The 17,978-nt window shown below is 44.3% G+C and carries 20 protein-coding genes; 10 read left to right on the top strand and 10 right to left on the bottom strand.

The annotated features are described in order from the left end of the window. The 4 genes from AC4JOV_RS10615 to AC4JOV_RS10600 all read right to left on the bottom strand — a co-directional run bounded on the left by AC4JOV_RS10615 (position 1) and on the right by AC4JOV_RS10600 (position 3,262). Positions 1-888 (bottom strand): SPOR domain-containing protein, encoded by an 888-nt coding sequence (locus tag AC4JOV_RS10615; RefSeq protein ID WP_229937616.1) that lies wholly within the window; start codon positions 886-888, stop codon positions 1-3. 127 nt (positions 889-1,015) lie between these two features. Beyond that, positions 1,016-1,510, bottom strand: coding sequence for a DUF1882 domain-containing protein (locus AC4JOV_RS10610; protein WP_229937617.1), 495 nt, complete (start codon positions 1,508-1,510; stop codon positions 1,016-1,018). 158 nt (positions 1,511-1,668) lie between these two features. Beyond that, entirely contained in the window at positions 1,669-2,919 is a 1,251-nt protein-coding gene (locus AC4JOV_RS10605) for a serine hydroxymethyltransferase (protein WP_229937618.1), read from the bottom strand. Positions 2,920-3,022: 103 nt separating this feature from the next. Further along, positions 3,023-3,262: a hypothetical protein gene (locus tag AC4JOV_RS10600; RefSeq protein WP_229937619.1), complete on the bottom strand. Its 240-nt coding sequence runs from the start codon at positions 3,260-3,262 to the stop codon at positions 3,023-3,025. Between the two features lie 161 nt (positions 3,263-3,423). On the opposite strand from AC4JOV_RS10600, the gene AC4JOV_RS10595 reads away from it, so the two are divergent. Continuing rightward, positions 3,424-3,861 (top strand): hypothetical protein, encoded by a 438-nt coding sequence (locus AC4JOV_RS10595; protein ID WP_229937620.1) that lies wholly within the window; start codon positions 3,424-3,426, stop codon positions 3,859-3,861. Between the two features lie 30 nt (positions 3,862-3,891). Here AC4JOV_RS10595 and lysS read toward each other — a convergent pair whose 3' ends face one another. The 6 genes from lysS to gatC form a co-directional block, all read right to left on the bottom strand. After that, positions 3,892-5,544, bottom strand: coding sequence for a lysine--tRNA ligase (gene lysS, locus AC4JOV_RS10590; protein WP_229937621.1), 1,653 nt, complete (start codon positions 5,542-5,544; stop codon positions 3,892-3,894). 41 nt (positions 5,545-5,585) lie between these two features. Continuing rightward, positions 5,586-6,041, bottom strand: coding sequence for a Fur family transcriptional regulator (locus AC4JOV_RS10585; RefSeq protein ID WP_404820158.1), 456 nt, complete (start codon positions 6,039-6,041; stop codon positions 5,586-5,588). A gap of 11 nt (positions 6,042-6,052) precedes the next feature. Then, positions 6,053-6,685: a CvpA family protein gene (locus AC4JOV_RS10580; protein WP_229937623.1), complete on the bottom strand. Its 633-nt coding sequence runs from the start codon at positions 6,683-6,685 to the stop codon at positions 6,053-6,055. A gap of 56 nt (positions 6,686-6,741) precedes the next feature. After that, a complete protein-coding gene (locus AC4JOV_RS10575) occupies positions 6,742-7,794 on the bottom strand; it encodes a type IV pilus twitching motility protein PilT (protein ID WP_229937624.1) in 1,053 nt (350 codons plus the stop codon). A gap of 10 nt (positions 7,795-7,804) precedes the next feature. After that, positions 7,805-8,146, bottom strand: a complete 342-nt coding sequence (locus AC4JOV_RS10570; protein WP_229937625.1) for an arsenate reductase family protein — start codon at positions 8,144-8,146, stop codon at positions 7,805-7,807. A 203-nt stretch (positions 8,147-8,349) separates the two neighbouring features. Further along, the gene (gene gatC, locus AC4JOV_RS10565) at positions 8,350-8,640 is read right to left on the bottom strand and encodes an Asp-tRNA(Asn)/Glu-tRNA(Gln) amidotransferase subunit GatC (protein ID WP_229937626.1); all 291 of its coding nucleotides are present in this window, start codon (positions 8,638-8,640) and stop codon (positions 8,350-8,352) included. A gap of 116 nt (positions 8,641-8,756) precedes the next feature. On the opposite strand from gatC, the gene AC4JOV_RS10560 reads away from it, so the two are divergent. The 9 genes from AC4JOV_RS10560 to AC4JOV_RS10520 all read left to right on the top strand — a co-directional run bounded on the left by AC4JOV_RS10560 (position 8,757) and on the right by AC4JOV_RS10520 (position 17,943). Next, positions 8,757-9,101, top strand: coding sequence for a ferredoxin-thioredoxin reductase catalytic domain-containing protein (locus AC4JOV_RS10560; RefSeq protein ID WP_229937627.1), 345 nt, complete (start codon positions 8,757-8,759; stop codon positions 9,099-9,101). Positions 9,102-9,166: 65 nt separating this feature from the next. Beyond that, positions 9,167-9,511 (top strand): rhodanese-like domain-containing protein, encoded by a 345-nt coding sequence (locus tag AC4JOV_RS10555; RefSeq protein ID WP_229937628.1) that lies wholly within the window; start codon positions 9,167-9,169, stop codon positions 9,509-9,511. Between the two features lies 1 nt (position 9,512). Then, positions 9,513-10,073, top strand: coding sequence for a YqiA/YcfP family alpha/beta fold hydrolase (locus AC4JOV_RS10550; RefSeq protein ID WP_229937629.1), 561 nt, complete (start codon positions 9,513-9,515; stop codon positions 10,071-10,073). Then, positions 10,070-11,167, top strand: a complete 1,098-nt coding sequence (gene dapE, locus AC4JOV_RS10545; RefSeq protein WP_229937630.1) for a succinyl-diaminopimelate desuccinylase — start codon at positions 10,070-10,072, stop codon at positions 11,165-11,167. Before AC4JOV_RS10550 ends, dapE begins: the two co-directional genes overlap by 4 nt. 10 nt (positions 11,168-11,177) lie before the next feature. Then, positions 11,178-11,579 (top strand): thioredoxin family protein, encoded by a 402-nt coding sequence (locus tag AC4JOV_RS10540; protein ID WP_229937631.1) that lies wholly within the window; start codon positions 11,178-11,180, stop codon positions 11,577-11,579. Between the two features lie 42 nt (positions 11,580-11,621). Next, positions 11,622-12,611 carry a sensor histidine kinase gene (locus AC4JOV_RS10535; protein ID WP_491522151.1) on the top strand — a complete coding sequence of 330 codons (990 nt, stop codon included), beginning with the start codon at positions 11,622-11,624 and terminating at the stop codon, positions 12,609-12,611. Between the two features lie 248 nt (positions 12,612-12,859). Continuing rightward, entirely contained in the window at positions 12,860-13,618 is a 759-nt protein-coding gene (locus tag AC4JOV_RS10530) for a 4Fe-4S dicluster domain-containing protein (RefSeq protein WP_229937633.1), read from the top strand. A gap of 1 nt (position 13,619) precedes the next feature. Next, a complete protein-coding gene (gene nrfD, locus AC4JOV_RS10525; RefSeq protein WP_229937634.1) occupies positions 13,620-14,588 on the top strand; it encodes an NrfD/PsrC family molybdoenzyme membrane anchor subunit in 969 nt (322 codons plus the stop codon). A 13-nt stretch (positions 14,589-14,601) separates the two neighbouring features. Next, entirely contained in the window at positions 14,602-17,943 is a 3,342-nt protein-coding gene (locus AC4JOV_RS10520; RefSeq protein ID WP_229937635.1) for a molybdopterin-dependent oxidoreductase, read from the top strand. The last annotated feature ends 35 nt before the right edge of the window (positions 17,944-17,978 follow it).

Genomic DNA, 17,978 nt, shown 5'->3' with positions numbered 1-17,978 from the left:
TTACTTCTTCTTTAGCAGGAAAGCACGCTTATTGATAAGCTTTTGGACCTTGATAAGCGCACGTTCTGCAGATTTTTGATTTGAGTATGGTCCGATGAGGAGTTTTTTTAGTCCTCTTGGACTTCTTTTTGTAATGGTATAGGTGAAACCGTTTCTGGTGATTTTAGCCAGGAAACGTTTGTTTGGCGTTTGGCTAAAGGCACCCACCTGGATATAATAGTTGCCGCGGGAAGTGTATTTTGTATGTGTTTCATGCGGTCTGGTGATCACATTGGCAGGTCTCTGTGTTTGTACCGTCTGTGTGATGGTATTTGTTGGTCTTTGAACCGTTTGTTGTATTGGCTGTATTGGCTTTGGTTCGGTTTTGGCAGGTTCCTCCACGATATTCAGAATATCTGTTGATTTCTCTTCTACAGGTTTTGGCATCGTTGCCGGTATCGGTTCCGTTTCTGTCTCCAGAGGTTTTGGAGCCGGTACATTTACCGGCTTCTCTACTTCCTCCGGCTGCTCTACTGTTACAGCTTCTTGAGGTGCTTCAGCCACCTCTTCTTTCGGTGCAGGGATCTTCTCCGTTACTTTTTCAACCGCCATCTCTTCAGGAATCTTGAGCCCGTTCTCTTCTTTTGTCGCTGCTATCGGTTCTTCACTCTCTTCTTGAGGCTCCGGAGCACTCTGCAGTGTAAGGTCCGGGCTGATCAGTTCTGTCTCATTTTGTTCAAAAAGAAGCTCTTCCTGTTCCGGCGCTTTGAGCATGACTTTAGTAAAGATAATGGAAACGATCAGTACAACAATTGCCAGTGCGATAATTGTCAGAAAACTTTTTGCTTTATTGGATTGTGCAGGTTCTATTTCGTCGATGATGAGGTCATCAAGATTATGATCGTTCATAGCAGAAAAACTCTCCAAAATAAATTTAGTTTGATTATATCATATTTAACTATATAGCTGATTATGGACAGATGTAAAGTCTGGTGTACTCAGTATTCTTTTCTCCTCATTTATGAGGGAAGGTTATCTATAGTTTTTTATAGGGGAGGGTAACGATATTATATGCCTCAGGCAAAGAGCTGTCAGGTAGACATTTCCACTTCTTCATTAACTTCGCTTTCAACATCTCAGAGAGTTCTTTTAGCTGCTTATCTGCCTCGTCCAGACTCAGATGGTCTACCTCGATAAAGACCTGAATGCGCTCTTCGCTCTTACCCTGATAGATATGATAGTTCTCTATACCCAATGTGCTAAAAAGGTGTTTGATAAGATGATGAAATCTCTGGTACTCTTCACCCTTGTATTCGATCACCAGGTAGTTGGTATATCCATTTTTTAGCAAAGGTGCGGCGATGGTATACTCTCTTTGAAGATGTTGATCCAGCAGTAATTGGGTGAGCGGTTCGTCTATATGTTCAAACTTGGCATAAAAAGTACGGTTGTTGAACGGTATCTGTTCTACGATGTGATTGCGTTTGATATAGTAGTGGCTGTCAAAAAGGTCGAGGTCAAATATTTTCAACTATTTGACCTTGAGAGATAGTGTCGTTAAGTCAGATAAAAAGTTTCTGACCTTCCCGACTGAGATCGGGAATCTAGAAGTTGATTGACTATAATGTGTGGATCCCCGTGTCGCGCACGAGGATGACGTGTTAAAGCAGTACTTTAAATGAACGATCATTAATAAATCGGTTTGTCGTAGATTTTGAAGTTTGAAGCAAGCTCTTTCATCTCTTCTTTGATCTTCGCGTGAAGCTCTGCATCATTGATATTGTCAAGTACATCAGCGATCTTGTTTGCAATGATCTCAAACTCTGCTTCTTTCATCCCTCTGCTTGTAAGTGCAGGAGAACCGATACGTACACCTGAAGTGACAAACGGGCTTCTTGTCTCACCTGGAACCGTGTTTTTGTTGACTGTGATACCTGCAGCACCAAGTGCTGCATCCGCATCTTTCCCTGAGAACTCTTTGTTCAGGAATGAAAGGAGTACAAGGTGGTTGTCTGTACCGTCAGAGACCACATCATATCCTCTCTTCATCAGTACCTCTGCAAGTACGGCTGCATTCGCTTTCACCTGTTTTGCATAGACTTTCCATGCATCGCTTAGGTTATGTTTGAAACCGACTGCTTTTGCTGCCACTACATGTACCAGCGGACCACCTTGAAGTCCCGGGAAGATCGCTGAGTTAACTTTCTTCGCGATCTCCTCATCATTGGTCATGATCATACCGCCACGAGGTCCTGCAAGTGTCTTGTGTGTTGTCGTAGTCACTACATCTGCATACGGGAATGGGCTAGGGTGCTCACCGGCTGCTACAAGTCCTGCGATGTGTGCGATATCGGCAAAAAGGATCGCGCCTACTTCATCTGCGATCTCACGGAACTTTTTGAAGTCGATCTCTCTAGCGTATGCAGAAGCACCACATACGATGATCTTTGGCTGTACGATTTTAGCGATATCCATCACTCTCTCATAGTTGATACGACCATCCAGCTCTACACCGTAAGTGAAACTTTGGTAGTTTTTCCCTGAGAAGCTCGGCTTGGAACCGTGAGTAAGGTGACCACCATGGCTAAGGTCCATACCGAGGATCTTCTCTCCGGCTTTAAGCAATGCCGCATAGACTGCACCGTTCGCCTGTGATCCTGAGTGTGGCTGTACATTGGCAAACTTACAGTCAAATAGTTCACACGCTCTATCGATCGCGAGTTGTTCTACTACGTCTGCGTATTCACATCCACCATAGTATCTTTTATACGGGTAACCCTCAGCATATTTATTTGTAAATACCGAACCCATTGCTTCCATTACAGCAGGGATCGTGAAGTTCTCAGATGCGATCATCTCAAGGTGATCCGTTTGTCTCTCAAGCTCGTTATTAATCGCCTCAAAAATTTCCGGGTCGAAAGTTTCCATTGCGTATGACATGTTATTCCTTTTCCCGATGATATCGGTGGGTAAATTATTGAATGTATTTATAGCAAATTTCGGCTAAGGATATTATGAAAGTAGGTATTATTTGCCCATTGAATTACTTCTCTTTATCTTCTCCATCCTCTAGAATCTGGTTGATCCTCTCAAGCTTCTCTATGATCTTTTTGTTCGCAACACTGTTTTTGTAAGCCATAATGATCAGTTTTACAGAGACCAGAAAGACTCCCGCTTCCAGCAAAAGGTCATGTGTAAAACCTTTGGTGAAGAGTGCCAGTGTAAAAAGTATAAAGGTCACGACAATGACAACCAATGAAGTCCTGTCAAAGTGTTCACGCATGTTCTACTCCTTTCTTGGGGTTGCTGCTATGCAAGAGTATAGTGAAAGGTGACTTAAGGAGAGAGGAGAGCACTATAGATGGATTCATTTGAAGTTGATATCAAAATGTAATACATTGTATTGTATTATTGTGATTCATTGAACATAAAAAAGGAGAAGAGATGAAAAATTATTTAGCGGCAGGGTTAAGCGCCATAGCACTTTTGATGGTAGGGTGTGGAGGCGGAGGTTCCGGAAGCTCCACAGGTATTGCAGAGATCATTGAGGATCAAGACTTCTATCGATACATCAGTGCAGATGAGAAATACTATAAAGAGTTCTTCGACGGCAATGGCACACTTCACAAATTGAGATATTTTTATGATGGTGATTTTATTGAGGGAGATGATGTCTTAGATGAGAATACGACAAGTGAGTATTACATAGACGGTGCACTTCTCTATATCACTGACAATAGTATAATTGAAGAGTGCAGGGTAGAAGATATGGATCTATCAGTAAAATTTACCTGTTCAAAAGTAGGTGGGACCGGTGCTGCAGTCGTGACGACACGCTGGAAGACATTGGAGGATGCAGTAGACCATCCTGAAGATGAATAATCGTGGAGATCGTTTGATCTCCACGTGCTTCTATTTTTTATTTTTTGCTCTCTCTTTACACGCATTGACATCGATACAGAACATCCCTTTACCTTTTTTGGCAGGCTTGAGTTCCTCAGCAACATCATGACCGCACTTTTTACATAGGTTCTCTACATCGCAAAGCGGTTGCAGTTCCGGACGCGGTACTTCCGGTTTCATCGCAGGGAAGAGGAGTACATCACGGATAGAGTGCTGGTTGGTAAGCATCATCACAAGACGGTCGATACCGATACCTTCACCCGCTGTCGGAGTCATACCGTAGCTGAGTGCTTTGACATAGTCGGTATCCATATGCATCGCTTCATCATCACCTGTTGTCTCTTTCGCGTCAACCTGGCCTTTAAATCTTTCGTACTGGTCGATCGGGTCGTTAAGCTCCGAGAAACCGTTGGCGATCTCTTTCCCTGCCATAAAGAGTTCAAAACGCTCTGCGATATTAGGATTGTCATCACTTCTTCGTGCAAGCGGCGAGATATCTACAGGGAAGTCAGTGATATAGGTCGGGTTGATCAGTTTACCTTCGACAAACTCATCAAAAAGTTCAGCCTGGAGGTATCCAAGCGTAAGGTTAGGATCCACCTCGATCTTATGCTCTTTCAGGTAGGCAATGATCTTCTCTTTGTCACCCGTGATCTCTGCAGGAACACCACCGATCGTTGTCAGGGACTCAATATACGGCACTTTCGCAAACGGTGTAGAGAAGTCGATCTCCATTTCACCGTATGGGAGTTTTCTCTCAAGCCCAAGGTTGTCAAAGAGGTAGTCAAAGAGCGCTTCTGTGATCTTCATAAGATCATCATATCTGTGGTATGCCCAATAGAATTCGATCATCGTAAATTCAGGGTTATGTGTATGGTCCATCCCTTCATTTCTAAAGTTACGGTTGATCTCAAAGACCGCTTCCATCCCCCCTACGATCAGACGTTTGAGGTAGAGTTCAGGAGCGATACGAAGGTATCTTTCCACATCGAGTGCATTGTGATGCGTGATAAACGGTCTGGCATTTGCCCCACCGGGGATCGGGTGCATCATCGGTGTCTCCACCTCAAGGAAGTTCTTCTCTTCAAAGAATCTTCTGACCAGTGATACGATCTTGCTTCTCATCACAAAGGTCTCTTTGACTTCGGCATTCATGATCATATCAAGATAGCGTTGACGGTAACGGAGTTCAGGATCCTGCAGCCCGTGGAACTTCTCCGGCAGCGGAGAGATCGCTTTGCTGACGAGATTGAGTGCTTTACAGTGAAGGGTGATCTCACCTGTCTGTGTGACAAATGGAAACCCCTTTGCTTCAATGATATCCCCGACCTCAAAAAGCTTTTTGACGATATTGTTGTAGTACCCTTCCGGAAGGTCATCACGGTTGTAGTAAAGCTGTACAAGACCCTCACTGTCTTCTATCTTTGCAAATGCCGCTTTACCCATGATACGTACGAACTTGATACGTCCTGTCAGGGTATACTCCCTTGACTCATCTTTTTTGACCTCTGCATCCATGGTAAGAAGGTCTTCATTTTCACTGAGAAATGTTTTTGAAGGTATCCCTTTTTGGATCTGGTTAGGATAAGGGTTGATTCCCTCTTCTCTCAATTTTTCTGTTTTTTTGATACGTTCCTGGATATATTGATTATCAAATATCAAAGTGGCTCCTATTGTAAGTTAGTTCTTTTTTTTGAGAAGTATTACTCTTCTGCTTCTTCTTCCTGGCAATCTTCACATATGCCTTCGATCTTCATGGTATGGCCTGTCATCTTGAAGTTAAACTTCTCAGCGATCGCCTCCTGACGTTTCTCTATCGTATCATCATAAAATTCAATGATATCTCCGCACTTGGTACAAATGAGATGGTCGTGATGTTTTTTAAGCCCCAACTCATACTTTTTGCCCTGTATGCCAAAAGAGATCGAACTGACGATCTTAGACTCTTCCAGAAGGGTTAAGGTACGATAGACAGTGGCGATACCGATGTTGATCTCCGGATGCTGTTGTTTTATCAGCATATAGATCTCTTCCGGAGTATAATGATCTTCATTCTCATACAAAAATTTTAAAATGAGCTCTCTCTGCTTCGTAAACTTAAGAGCGTTTTGTCTGAGTATCACTTTAAACTTTTCTAATAGTTCAGGATAGGAGATCATCATCTGCCTTTTTACTCTGCCGCTGGGTTGCTGCTGTTATCTTCTGCAACTGTAATTGCTTGGGATAACCCTGATGAAGTATTGGTTTCATTCTTATCGGTAAAGGCAGTTGGCTCGATACCCAATGATTTTGTATCAAGGTTGATCAGATAAGAACCGGTCGCATTGAGGTAAGGGTAGAGCTGACTATCTTGCGTATAGGTTGCCACTTTCTCTTTAAGAAGTTTAACATTGGAAAGCGCCGTGATGATCAGAGCAAAGATAATGAAATATTTTCCTCCGCCGACGATCAATCCCAAAAGACGGTTGATAAAACCAAGCCCGCTTGCAGAGGTGAGTTTTGACAAGAGCGCACCAAGCATGGTTGCCCCAGACCAGATAATGATCAAAACTGCAAGAAAACCGATGAGTTTAAGGATGGCAGTGTTATCGAGTTGGAGGAAGTTCGCTTCGATAAAGTCGGCAGCTTTTTCTGAGAGACGTGAAGCGAAGTAGACACCGCCTACCAGTCCCGCCAAGCCAAAAACCTCTTTGATGAAACCATTTAAAAAGCCCTTGATCCCCAGTATAAGGATGATTGCGCCTATCGTCACATCAAAATAGTTGAAGTCAACCATTGAAAAGTTTTCCATTGAAAAATCCATGCTGTTTCCTACACTCTCAATTTATTTTGCGTATTGTATCGAAAAAGACTTAGTACCTATAGGTTCAACTCATTTGGTTTGTTGGCAAACTGCAGTGCGACATCACGGCTGATCAAACCTTCGTTAAGGTATTTTTTCAGGGCCTGTGTCTGCGTCTGCATACCTGTATCTCCCTGTCCCAACTGCATTTGGGAGTAGATCTGGTGTACTTTATCCTCACGGATCAGGTTCGCGATCGCATGGTTGGTGATAAGTATCTCTGATGCCGCAAGACGTCCTCCTCCCAGTTTTGGAAGGAGTGCCTGTGCAATGACGGCGATCAGTGAGGTGGAGATCATCGCACGGATCTGCGGCTGCTCATCCCCGGTAAAGACATCGATAATACGGTTGATGGTTCCCGCTGCTGAAGAGGTGTGCAGCGTCCCGAAGACCAGGTGACCGGTTTCTGCCGCAGTCAAAGCAGCTTCGATCGTCTCTTTGTCCCTCATCTCCCCGATCAGGATGATATCCGGATCCTGACGCATGGCATATTTCAATGCCGTAGCAAATGATTTGGTATCTTCACCGACACCTCTGTGAGAGAAGACACATCTTTTATTTTGGTGGATAAATTCTACCGGGTCCTCAACCGTAACGATGTGTTTCTGTTCCGTCTCGTTGATCTCATTCAGCATGGCTGCAAGCGTGGTAGATTTACCTGAACCTGTTGGTCCTGTAACCAGGATAAGCCCTTTTTCACGTTTCACGAGTTTCTTGTACACCTGTGGCGCTCCCAGATCATCAAGAGATGGGATATCGATAGGAATGATCCTGAATGCCGCAGCCATATCTCCCAGTGTTCTATAATAGTTTGCCCTGAAACGCCCGATCCCCGGCAGTAAAAGTGCAAAGTCAAGTTCATCATGCTCTTCAAATGCCTGTTTCTGTTTTTCTGTGATCAGGGAGTAACACATCTCTTCGATATCATCACCGGTAAGTTTGGGTAGATTGACCGGTTTGAGCTTACCATCAAGCCTGATCTGCGGTTCTGTACGGCTTACAAGGTGAAGATCTGACGCTCCGTGTGTTACGACACTTTGAAGTAGTTTTTTGATATCGAAGTTTGCCATCGGCTATCCTTTATAGTAATTTTTCGTTATATAAACTCTCATTATACCCAACGATGACATCGTTGTCCAATGTGATCACAGGACGTTTGATCAGCATATTCTCTTTTGCCAACCACGTTCTTTTCCCCTCTTCATCAAGATTGAGTTCTTTAAGCTTGAGGGTACGGTAGGTTGTACCTCTGGTATTGAAGAGTGTGTTTATATCACTCTCTTCAAGCCACTTAGCGATCTCAGTATCAGATACAGGTGTTTCTCTGAAATCTATGAACTCGAATGCCAATTCATGACTTTTGAGGTACTTGATCGCTTTGCGTACCGAGTCACAGTTTTTGATGCCGTATACTTTGATCATTGTGGAAGTTCCTTGAGTGGAATTTGTTTTACGCGGCTAGCCGTGTGAGCTCTCCGCTGAGGACAAGCACCTAAAGTGCAGTACAAGCGAGGAACTAAATTCTGAGTCGTAGAACCCAGTGTTAACAATCTCTTGCAAAGAAAATTGCCTAAATGGCGAGTTTTTTGTAAGAGATAAAAATGGGCTTTGCTCATTTTGCGTCCTTATTCAATAATCGCCGGAACGATAAAGAAATCATCCTTTGCCTGTGGAGCATGGCTCAAGATATCTTTTGCCACAGCGTCATCACCTTGCGGCAGATCCTCTCTCATCGGTGTTCCGCCTTCCAGTGTGGAGAAGGTAGCGGAGAGTGTTTCCGTGTCCAGTTCATTGAGGTTATCTACATAGGCAAGAATCTCGGTGAGTTGCTTTTTGACCTCTTCTTTTTTTGATTCGTCGATACGTAAGTGTGAAAGTTTTTCCAAATTTGCTAAAACTTTATCATCAATTTGCATAATTAACCTTGCTTCTTAAAGATTTTTGCTTATTATATAGCAATTTAGTTTAGAAATGTCACCGTGACAGGTATTTACCTGGAGTGTTGATGAAGAAATAATAATAAAGGAAAAGCATGTTGCAACAATTAGATATGAATTCGCAAGAGTTTAAAGATGAGATGGAAAAGACCGAAAAGTTTACAGATAAAGTATGTGAGTCAAAAGGATGGGTTTACAGTCCGAATGCGGATGTCAATGAAGGTGTGATCATGGGGCTTGCCAGACACAAGCTTCTTTACGGAAAAAGATTCTGTCCCTGTTTTATGGTAGAAGAGGATCCTCAAAAACCGGGTAAATTCAAAAGTTCGGATGACCGTATCTGTCCTTGTAAACCGGCGATTGAAAAAGAGATCCCTGAGCAGGGTATCTGTCACTGTCAGATCTTCTGTACACCCGAGTACTTTGAAGCCCATAAATAAGAGTTTTAAAAAAAGTGGATAGAATACGCACATATTTTATCGTCACTATATTTTAAAGGTACATTATGCAGTCAACATTAGACAAAAGCAATATCCACTCTGAGGAGCTGGAAACCCTGCTTGAACAGAGAGCAGAAGGAAAAGTAGATTTTCTCCTGGTTGATGTGAGAGAGGATATGGAGTACAAAATGGGACACATCAAGGGTGTGGACCAGCTTTTGCCGACCTCTACCTTCGGACAGTGGGCTCAGAAGTTTGCAGAAGAGAACAAGGATAAAACGATCGTTTTTACCTGTCGTACCGGAAACAGAAGCGGACAGGTACAACATATCTTTAAACAGCATGGACTTGAACATGTGATTAACCATGCAGGCGGTATCGTCTCTTATCGCGGTGAGATAGAAAAGTAGGATGTCCAAAATACTCTATCTGCATGGCTTCGGTTCCTGCGGAGAGGGAAATAAATCCAGAGCACTCGGGGCATACTTCGGCAGTATAAACCTGCTCTCACCGGATCTTCCGTATGCACCCCAAGAGGCGATCGAAACCATCTCAAGGCTGATCTCGGAAGAGAAACCCTCTCTGCTTGTAGGCTCTTCATTGGGCGGCTTTTATGCGACCTTTCTTGCTGAAAAGTTTAAAATCCCTGCCGTGTTGATCAACCCCTCTTGCAAACCCTGGGAAACATTGGCACCTTATGTAGGATGGCAGGAACGTTTTTGTGATGGTGAGATGTTTGAGTTTAAGCCGCTTTATCTGCAACAGCTTGAAAAACTTTTCGTTTTGCCTCAAAGATCACGCTATCTTGTTCTCTTGCAAAGCGAAGATGAAGTACTGGACTACCGTGTAGCAAAAGAGCAGTATAACACGTTTAAGGTGATCGTTGAGTATGGCGGGAATCACCGCTTTGAAAATATCCACGAATATCTCTCTATGATAGAGAGTTTTATGAAATCTGAGGAGAATAAATGAACGTCGTAGACCTCTTTATGAAATTATTAAGTTATGAATCCATCACTCCGGATGATGCGGGTTCTCTCAAATTTATTGAGGAGTACCTGGAGGGGTTTGAGGCTACCTATGTCAACAGAGAGGGGGTAAAAAATCTTTTTCTGACCAAGAAGTTCGGAGAGGGATCCCATCTCTGTTTTGCCGGTCATGTCGATGTCGTGCCTCCGGGTGACGGGTGGGAGACCAACCCTTTTGTCCCGGTCATTAAAGAGGGAAAGATCTATGCCCGCGGTGCGCAGGATATGAAATCAGGTGTGGCTGCCTTTGTGCAGGCGCTTAAAGAGATTGATGCATTCGATGGGCGCCTCTCGCTTTTGTTAACCTCGGATGAAGAGGGTGATGCGAAGTACGGTACAGTGATCATGCTTGAACACCTCAAAGAGACCGGTATGCTGCCTGACTACTGTATCGTGGCTGAACCGACCTGCGAGGAGAAGTTTGGTGATGCGATCAAGATCGGACGCAGGGGATCGATCAACGGATATCTTACTATCCAGGGGAAACAGGGACATGCGGCTTATCCTGAAAAAGCGATCAACCCGGTACATCAGATCGCTCCGATCCTGGATAAAATCGCAGGGGTCAATCTTGACAGCGGTGATGAAAATTTTGCCCCAAGTAAAATGGTGATCACGGATATCCGGGGCGGGATGGAAGTGACTAATGTCACGCCGGGGTCACTCAAACTGATGTTCAATGTACGTAACTCCACAAAAACCACACAAGAAGAGATTAGACTACACATTGAAACCCTCTTTAAGGACCTGGACTATACCCTGGAGTTAACGCAGGGATCCTATCCGTTTGTCACAAAGAGAGATTCAAAAATCGTAGAGAAGCTCACTTCCAGTATCAAAGAGGTGACCGGAGTGCAAACGAAGTTTTCTACCGCAGGTGGAACAAGCGATGCACGCTTTATGGGAGCATTCGGGATCGATGTGGTAGAGTTCGGTGTGATCAACGATACGATCCATGCGCCCAATGAGAGAACTTCGATTGATGAGGTAGAAGGTCTCTATCAGGTATTTAAAGATTTGGTAAAAAATTTTAACTAAAGGCAGCTAAATGAGAAAAATGATATCGGTGTGGGCTATAGTATTACTTTTTAGTAGTTCACTTTTTGGCGTGGAGTTGAATTGGGAAAAGGATACTGCTACAGCATTTGCCAAAGCCAAAGCAGAAAAGAAAAATGTGGTGCTGATGGTCGAGGCTTCTCACTGTAGATGGTGTAAGAAGATGAAGCAGCAGACTTTGGCGGATCAAGAGGTGAAAAAACGTCTTCAGAATTATATTCTTGTCAAGGTATTGAGAAGCGACAGCGAAGCAATGAAAATACTGCCCGAATCATACTATCCGGCACCCACGACTTTCTTTATGACACCTGAAGGTGAGATTATGGAAAAAGCGATCGGTTTTTTTGAAGCATCTGACTTTATCACCTATATCAATGACGTTGAGGAAAACTGATAGGTTATGTTATTTGAGCGTCCCCACTTTACAGAGTATGTGATGGCACGGTTAGTGACATTGTCACTGACGGTTTTTGTCATATTCACCGTGATTCTGGCGACCTTTATTACGGATAATATGACACTTGCTCTGGTTATCTTTTTGCTCTGGTTGGCATTGACGATCTTTGTCTATGCGATCTACAGGGGTGCTTCAAAAATGCAGCGTGAGCTGAACAAAATCAATACCTATCTTAAAATGTTGGATACTGTGGATACGATAGAACTGGATAAACATTTTTTTACCAGAGAGTTTGAACAGCTCAACGAAAACCTGACAAAAGTCCTTCAAAAATCAAAAAAGAGAGAAGAGATCAAACAGCGCTACAACGCAAAACTCAAGCTTAAAAACAAGCAGAGAGGTGATATGATCTCGGCGATCGCCCATGAGTTCCGAAACCCAATCGCTTCCATTATCGGATATGCACAGACACTGCAGGATGACAAGGATATCCCCGCTTCTCTGCACGATAAGTTTCTGGGAAAAATCTGTAATAACGGAGATAAGATAGAAGCACTTCTGGGAAGGTTGGTCCTCTGGAACAAGTTTGAAAGCGGTGAAGCAAAGTTGCATCAGAGCCGGTTTGATCTGTTGAGTCTTGCGCAAGAGGTCAAAAGTGCGCTGCTTGATGATAAATATAAGAGCAGGGAAATTATCATACAGGGTGAAGGACGAGAGATAGAAGCCGACCGTACCCTGATGGAGATAGTGATCAAAAACCTGATCGAAAACGGACTCAAGTATTCAAAAGAGGATGTTCTGGTCATCATCACCGATGAGAACTTTTCGGTCAGTGACAAAGGCGTAGGTATCTCTGAAGATGATATCGAGAAAGTGACCAAAAAGTTCTATCGCTCGGGTACCCACAACTGGGATAATTCAATGGGGCTGGGACTCTCAATCGTGAAAAAAATCCTTGCGCTGCACAATACAGAACTGGAGATAAAAAGTACACTGGATGAAGGTTCAACGTTTTCGTTTAAGCTCTAATAATTATAGATATTAGAAAAAATTATTAATCAAGTTGAATATTTTTTAATTTGATGAGATAAGACAATTTTATTTATAAGGTAAAGTTCCCTAAAAGTTACATTTTAATAAAAAGCAATTTTCTTTCTTCACAATAACCATTTTTTTATTCAAAATTCAATACACTCATATCATGCAATTACCCCGAAAAGCCTATTTAAGGGGTACTTATGAAAATCATAAGTCTAGCTAAATCTTAAGGAGGAAACATGAAACTTGGTTTCTTGGTTGACCTTAACCTATGTATGGGTTGTAAGGGTTGTGAAATCGCTTGTAAAGTGGAAAATGAAGTTCCGCTAAGCTCTTGGCGTTTACGTGTAAAGTATATTGATATCGGAACATTCCCTGATACATCAAGATCATTTACACCATTACGTTGTAATCACTGTGAGAACGCGCCATGTGAGCGTATCTGTCCTGTATCCGCACTGCACTATCTTGAAAACGGTATTGTAAATGTCGACAGTAATAGATGTATCGGATGTGCGGGATGTATGATGGCCTGTCCATATGGTGCGATCTATATGGATCCGGAGACAAACACGGCGGATAAATGTACCTACTGTGCACACCGTATCGAAAGTGGTATGATGCCGGCATGTGTGGTAGTCTGTCCGGTTGAAGCAAATATCTTTGGTGATGTTGAAGATGATCATTCTCATATCTCTCAGTATATTATGGCACACCAGGGTGGCGTTCAGGTACGTAAGCCTGAGAAGCATACGGATCCAAAACACTACTATGTAGGTGGCGGTACCTATACACTTGATCCTTTGGCACACCAGAGACTTGAAGGACACAACCTCTTCACCAATATCACGCACCTTAAGCATGTTGGTGATCCGAACCATGGTGTATTGGACAGATTCCTGGCACCGTTTACTTCACATGGTGAACATGACAATAAGAGCTTCATGAACTTTGAGAACAATGCACATGAGTCACATGAACAAGAGGGAGGTCACTAAGATGGTAGAACATACAATTGATGCAACACACGCAGTGGTTACACTTGACGTAGCACTTCCCGGTATTATCTGGGGATGGATGATCACACTGAACATGTGGGCAAAGAGTATCGGTACAGGTGTCGTATTTGTAGCGGCATATCTACTCTACAGACACAAAAAAGATGCCATGCCTAACCTAAGATGGGCAATGCCTGTGATCTCGTTTATCGCACTGAATGTATTTTTGCTCTTTACGCTTGTGGATCTTCACCAGCCGTATAGAATGGTCAATATCTTCTTGCACCCGCACTGGACATCTGCGATCACTGTAGGGGCTTGGATGGCATCGCTCTTTACACTTTTGATCACGATTCTTATGGTGATCGGTTTGGCGGATCAGTTCACTGAGTACTTTAAAAGGGGATGTAAAGTGGCGCCGGTGAAATCTCTTATGTCATTTGCAGGAAAGAAGTCTGGGACCTATGAAAAGATCTTCCCGTTTGTCGTATTCCTTGCGATCCCTGTGACGGCATATACTGCGATCATTATGGCAGAGTCCAGTGCAAGAGAACTATGGCAGGCACCGACTGAAGTAATGCAGATGATCTGGGCAGCCCTGATGGCAGGTTCGGCAGCACTTATCCTGGTATCCGGTTCATGGAGTCAGGAAGCAAGAAAAGATCTTGCCCTGATCCTTTCAATTGCTGTATTCTTCTCATTTGCAATGTATATGGGTGAGTATTTCTTCTCATTCAAATCTTCTGAAGCTGAAGCGACATTGGCATATGTACATGCAGGCGGAGAGTACAATGTAGAGTTCTGGTTTGGTATGACGCTTGGATTTATCGCACCTTTCTTCCTGGCAACTTCTACAATGAAGAACGATAATGTAACACTGCTGAGATTTGCAGGGATTCTGGCACTTGTGGGGCTTTATATGGCAAAAGACGTATGGCTCAAAATTCCACAAATGCTACCATTGAGTTAAGGAGAGAAGATTTATGACAAAATCAATGAACAGTACAACAGATAAAAACTTTATCGAAAGTAGAAGAAGTTTCCTTAAGGGTACGGCGTACTCTGTAGCGGGTGCGACACTTGCTACAGGTGTGTTTAAAACTGTAGCTGAAACTCCTGCTGTAGCAGAGAACAAGTTTACACCTACACCGGATACGCTTGCTTTCTACCCGCCACTGGAAGAGTGGGACAGCTTTACGGAGCTTGACGGTACAGACTGGAAAAGAGGCGGTACCGGAAGAAACAACGGTATAAGAACTGAGGAAAATCCAAACGGTATCAAAGCGACAGAGTATATGCTTGTTCCGACAGCATGTTCAAACTGTGAGGCTTCGTGTGGTCTGACTGCATGGGTTGACCTCTCTACCTACAAAGCGGGTGGTCAGCTTGCAGTAAGAAAATACATGGGTAACCCGCTTCATGCAGGTTCACGCGGTAGAAACTGTGCAAAAGGGTATGCAACACAATCGCAGATGTACGATCCGGACCGTATTCCTTTCCCTCTGAAGAGAGCACCGGGTTCTAAAAGGGGTGAAGGTAAGTGGATCAGAACCACTTGGGATGAAGCGATGGCTGAGATCGGTAAGAAGATGCATGATACGCTTAAGAAGGGTGATGAGATCTCTAAAAAGTCTATCATGTATCACGTCGGTCGTCCAAATGAAAACGGATTCGGTCACCGTGTCCCTCACTCACTCGGATGTGACGGATACGATTCCCACACAAACATCTGTTCTGCAGGTGCAAGACAGGGTACGATCCAGTGGACAAATGATGACAGAAACTCTCCGGACTGGGCGAATGCGAAGCTGATCTTCCTTCAGTCTTCTCACGCTGCAGATGCAGGTCACTACTTCCAGCAGGCGGCAGGACGTATCGCTGATGCGCGTAAGAAAGGTGCTAAACTTGTCGTTATGGACCCAAGACTCTCCAACTCTGCGGGTATGGCAGACCTCTGGGTACCGGTATGGCCGGGAACCGAGACAGCGCTTTACCTCTACCTTGCGAACAGAATCCTGAATGAAAAGGGAATCAACGGCGAGGATCTGGTAAACCACGAGTTTGTGAAAAACTGGGTGAACTGGGATGAGATGATGAGCAACAGAGAGTACCTTGAGCTACTGGTAGAAAAAGGATACATCAAGTCTGTACCTGCCGGAAACAGCTATGAGGACTTTATCGAGATGGCTAAAGAGATGTACTCTCCGTACACACTTGACTTTGTAGCCGAAGAGTGTCGTATCGAGAAGCGTATCGTTGAGAAACTCTATGATATGTTTATCGATGCAGGTGCAAGAGTGGCAACCTATATCTGGAGAGCAGGACCGATCGCCCATAAAGGAGGATGGATGATCGCTCGTTCAGCATTCCTTCCGTTTGTACTTCGTGGTGCGATGGCAGGAGACAAAGGTGGGGTAGGTCTACACCACTGGCACGTTATCTCTGTCAACGGCAAGGGTGACAAGGCAACTGAAGCGGGTGAAAGACCGGGAGATGTTGATGTATGGAATGAATTGGCGTGGCCGCCTGAGTATCCACTCAGTTCTTATGAGATGTCTCACATCCTTCCTCACCTTCTTCTTGACGATGAGTGGAGAGCGAAGTGGAGATCTAAGGGACTGAATGTACCTGAGAAGCTTGCGGTATGGATTCCTCGTATGTACAACCCGGTATGGATCAACCCGGATGGATTCAGATGGATTGAAGCACTGAAGCGTGAAGATAAGATCGAGATGTCATTCAACCTCTCTCCGACGTGGTCTGAGACAAACTGGTACTGTGACTATATCCTTCCTGTAGGATTGGCTGGTGAGAGACACGATCAGCACTCAGAAGCAACTGAGCCGAAAAGATGGCTAAGCTTCCGTAACCCTGCACTTAGAGTTGCACTTGAGAAGATGGGATGGAAGCCTAAAGATCCGACACGTGCGACACTTGAAGCACACATTAAAGCGGGTCTTGGTGAGATCTGGGAAGAGGTAGAGTTCTGGGCAAATATCATGGTTCACCATGTAGATCCGGACGGAAGCCTTGGTGTCAGAAAGTACTGGGCATCTAAAGAGGATCCGAGCAGAGCAGTGACGATCCCTGAGTGGTATCAAGCAGCATTTGACAAGTTGCCAAACCTACGTGCGGCGGCAAAAGCGGCATATCCTGACTCTAAGTACCCTAACTATGAGATGATGAGAGACAGAGGTACCTGGCTGGAAGAGGCAAATATCTATAAACCGCAAGAGAGACCACTACAAAAAGACGGTGATGCATATATCTCTCACGGGCATAGATATGAAGCAGATGAAGTTGAAAAGACTGAGTTCGGTACCTTGGTAGTGACAGATCACCATACGGGTGAAAAGCATGCGATCGGTATCGAACGTGACGGTGAAGTGATGGAAGGATTCCATACACTTTCCAAGAAGCTTGAGTTCTTCTCTTCTTACTTTGCCGAGTGGAAGTGGCCTGAGTACGCTGTGCCGATCTATCCGACAAATAAAGAGGATAGAGTGAAGATGACGCACCTTGTGACACAGGTACACCATGACTTTATGACAAAAGAGAATGAATTTGCACTGAACACGGTATTCAGATTGCCATATAACATTCACACGCGTTCAGTGAACTCTAAGCACTTGATGGAGATTTCTCAGAACCATAACCCGATCTGGATCAACACTGAAGATGCTAAGAGACTTAACATCCAACGCGGGGATGCGATCAAAGTAACGATCACAGATACCGTTTCCGGTCTTGAGTCCGGTTACTTTGTTGCGATGGCGGTACCGACTGAAGCAACGATGCCGGGTGTTCTGGCGAACTCTCACCACGCGGGGAGATGGAAGCTTAAGAATGCGGTAGAGATCCCGGGATTTGAGCATAAGCTTGGAATCATGGGTGTCGGTGCACCGCTTTATGAGATGACAATGGATGGTAAAGTGGGAACACTGAAACCGAAACAAGGTCTTGATCAAGGGATGCAAGAGCGTAGAGATACGTGGCAGTTCAAAGAGTACAACAAAGACCTTGACAACATCTGGTGGGATGGTCTGAGCGGTTCTTGGCAAAATGCCGTAGCGGCATCGCATCCTGACCCGATCGCCGGTAACCACGCATGGCACCAAAAGGTATCTATCGAACCGGCAGGTAAAGAGGATCAGATCGGTGATATCTGGGTGAACTATGAGAACAATATGAAAGTGTATCAGGCGTGGAGAGACAAGTTGACACGTCCACTTCAAAAAGGCGATACGCTTAGACGTCCTAAGCATATCAAGCGTCCGGCAGTGCCACTTTCCCACAAGGCATACTCAGTGGAGATCACTGACTAATGCCTATACCTTGGGCTTTGCCCGGGGTGTATATA

The organism is Sulfurovum sp. MH2-6 (genome assembly GCF_058374785.1).
The sequence above is the reverse complement of the archived record's forward strand: the minus strand, read 5'-3'. Positions and strand labels throughout refer to the sequence as shown.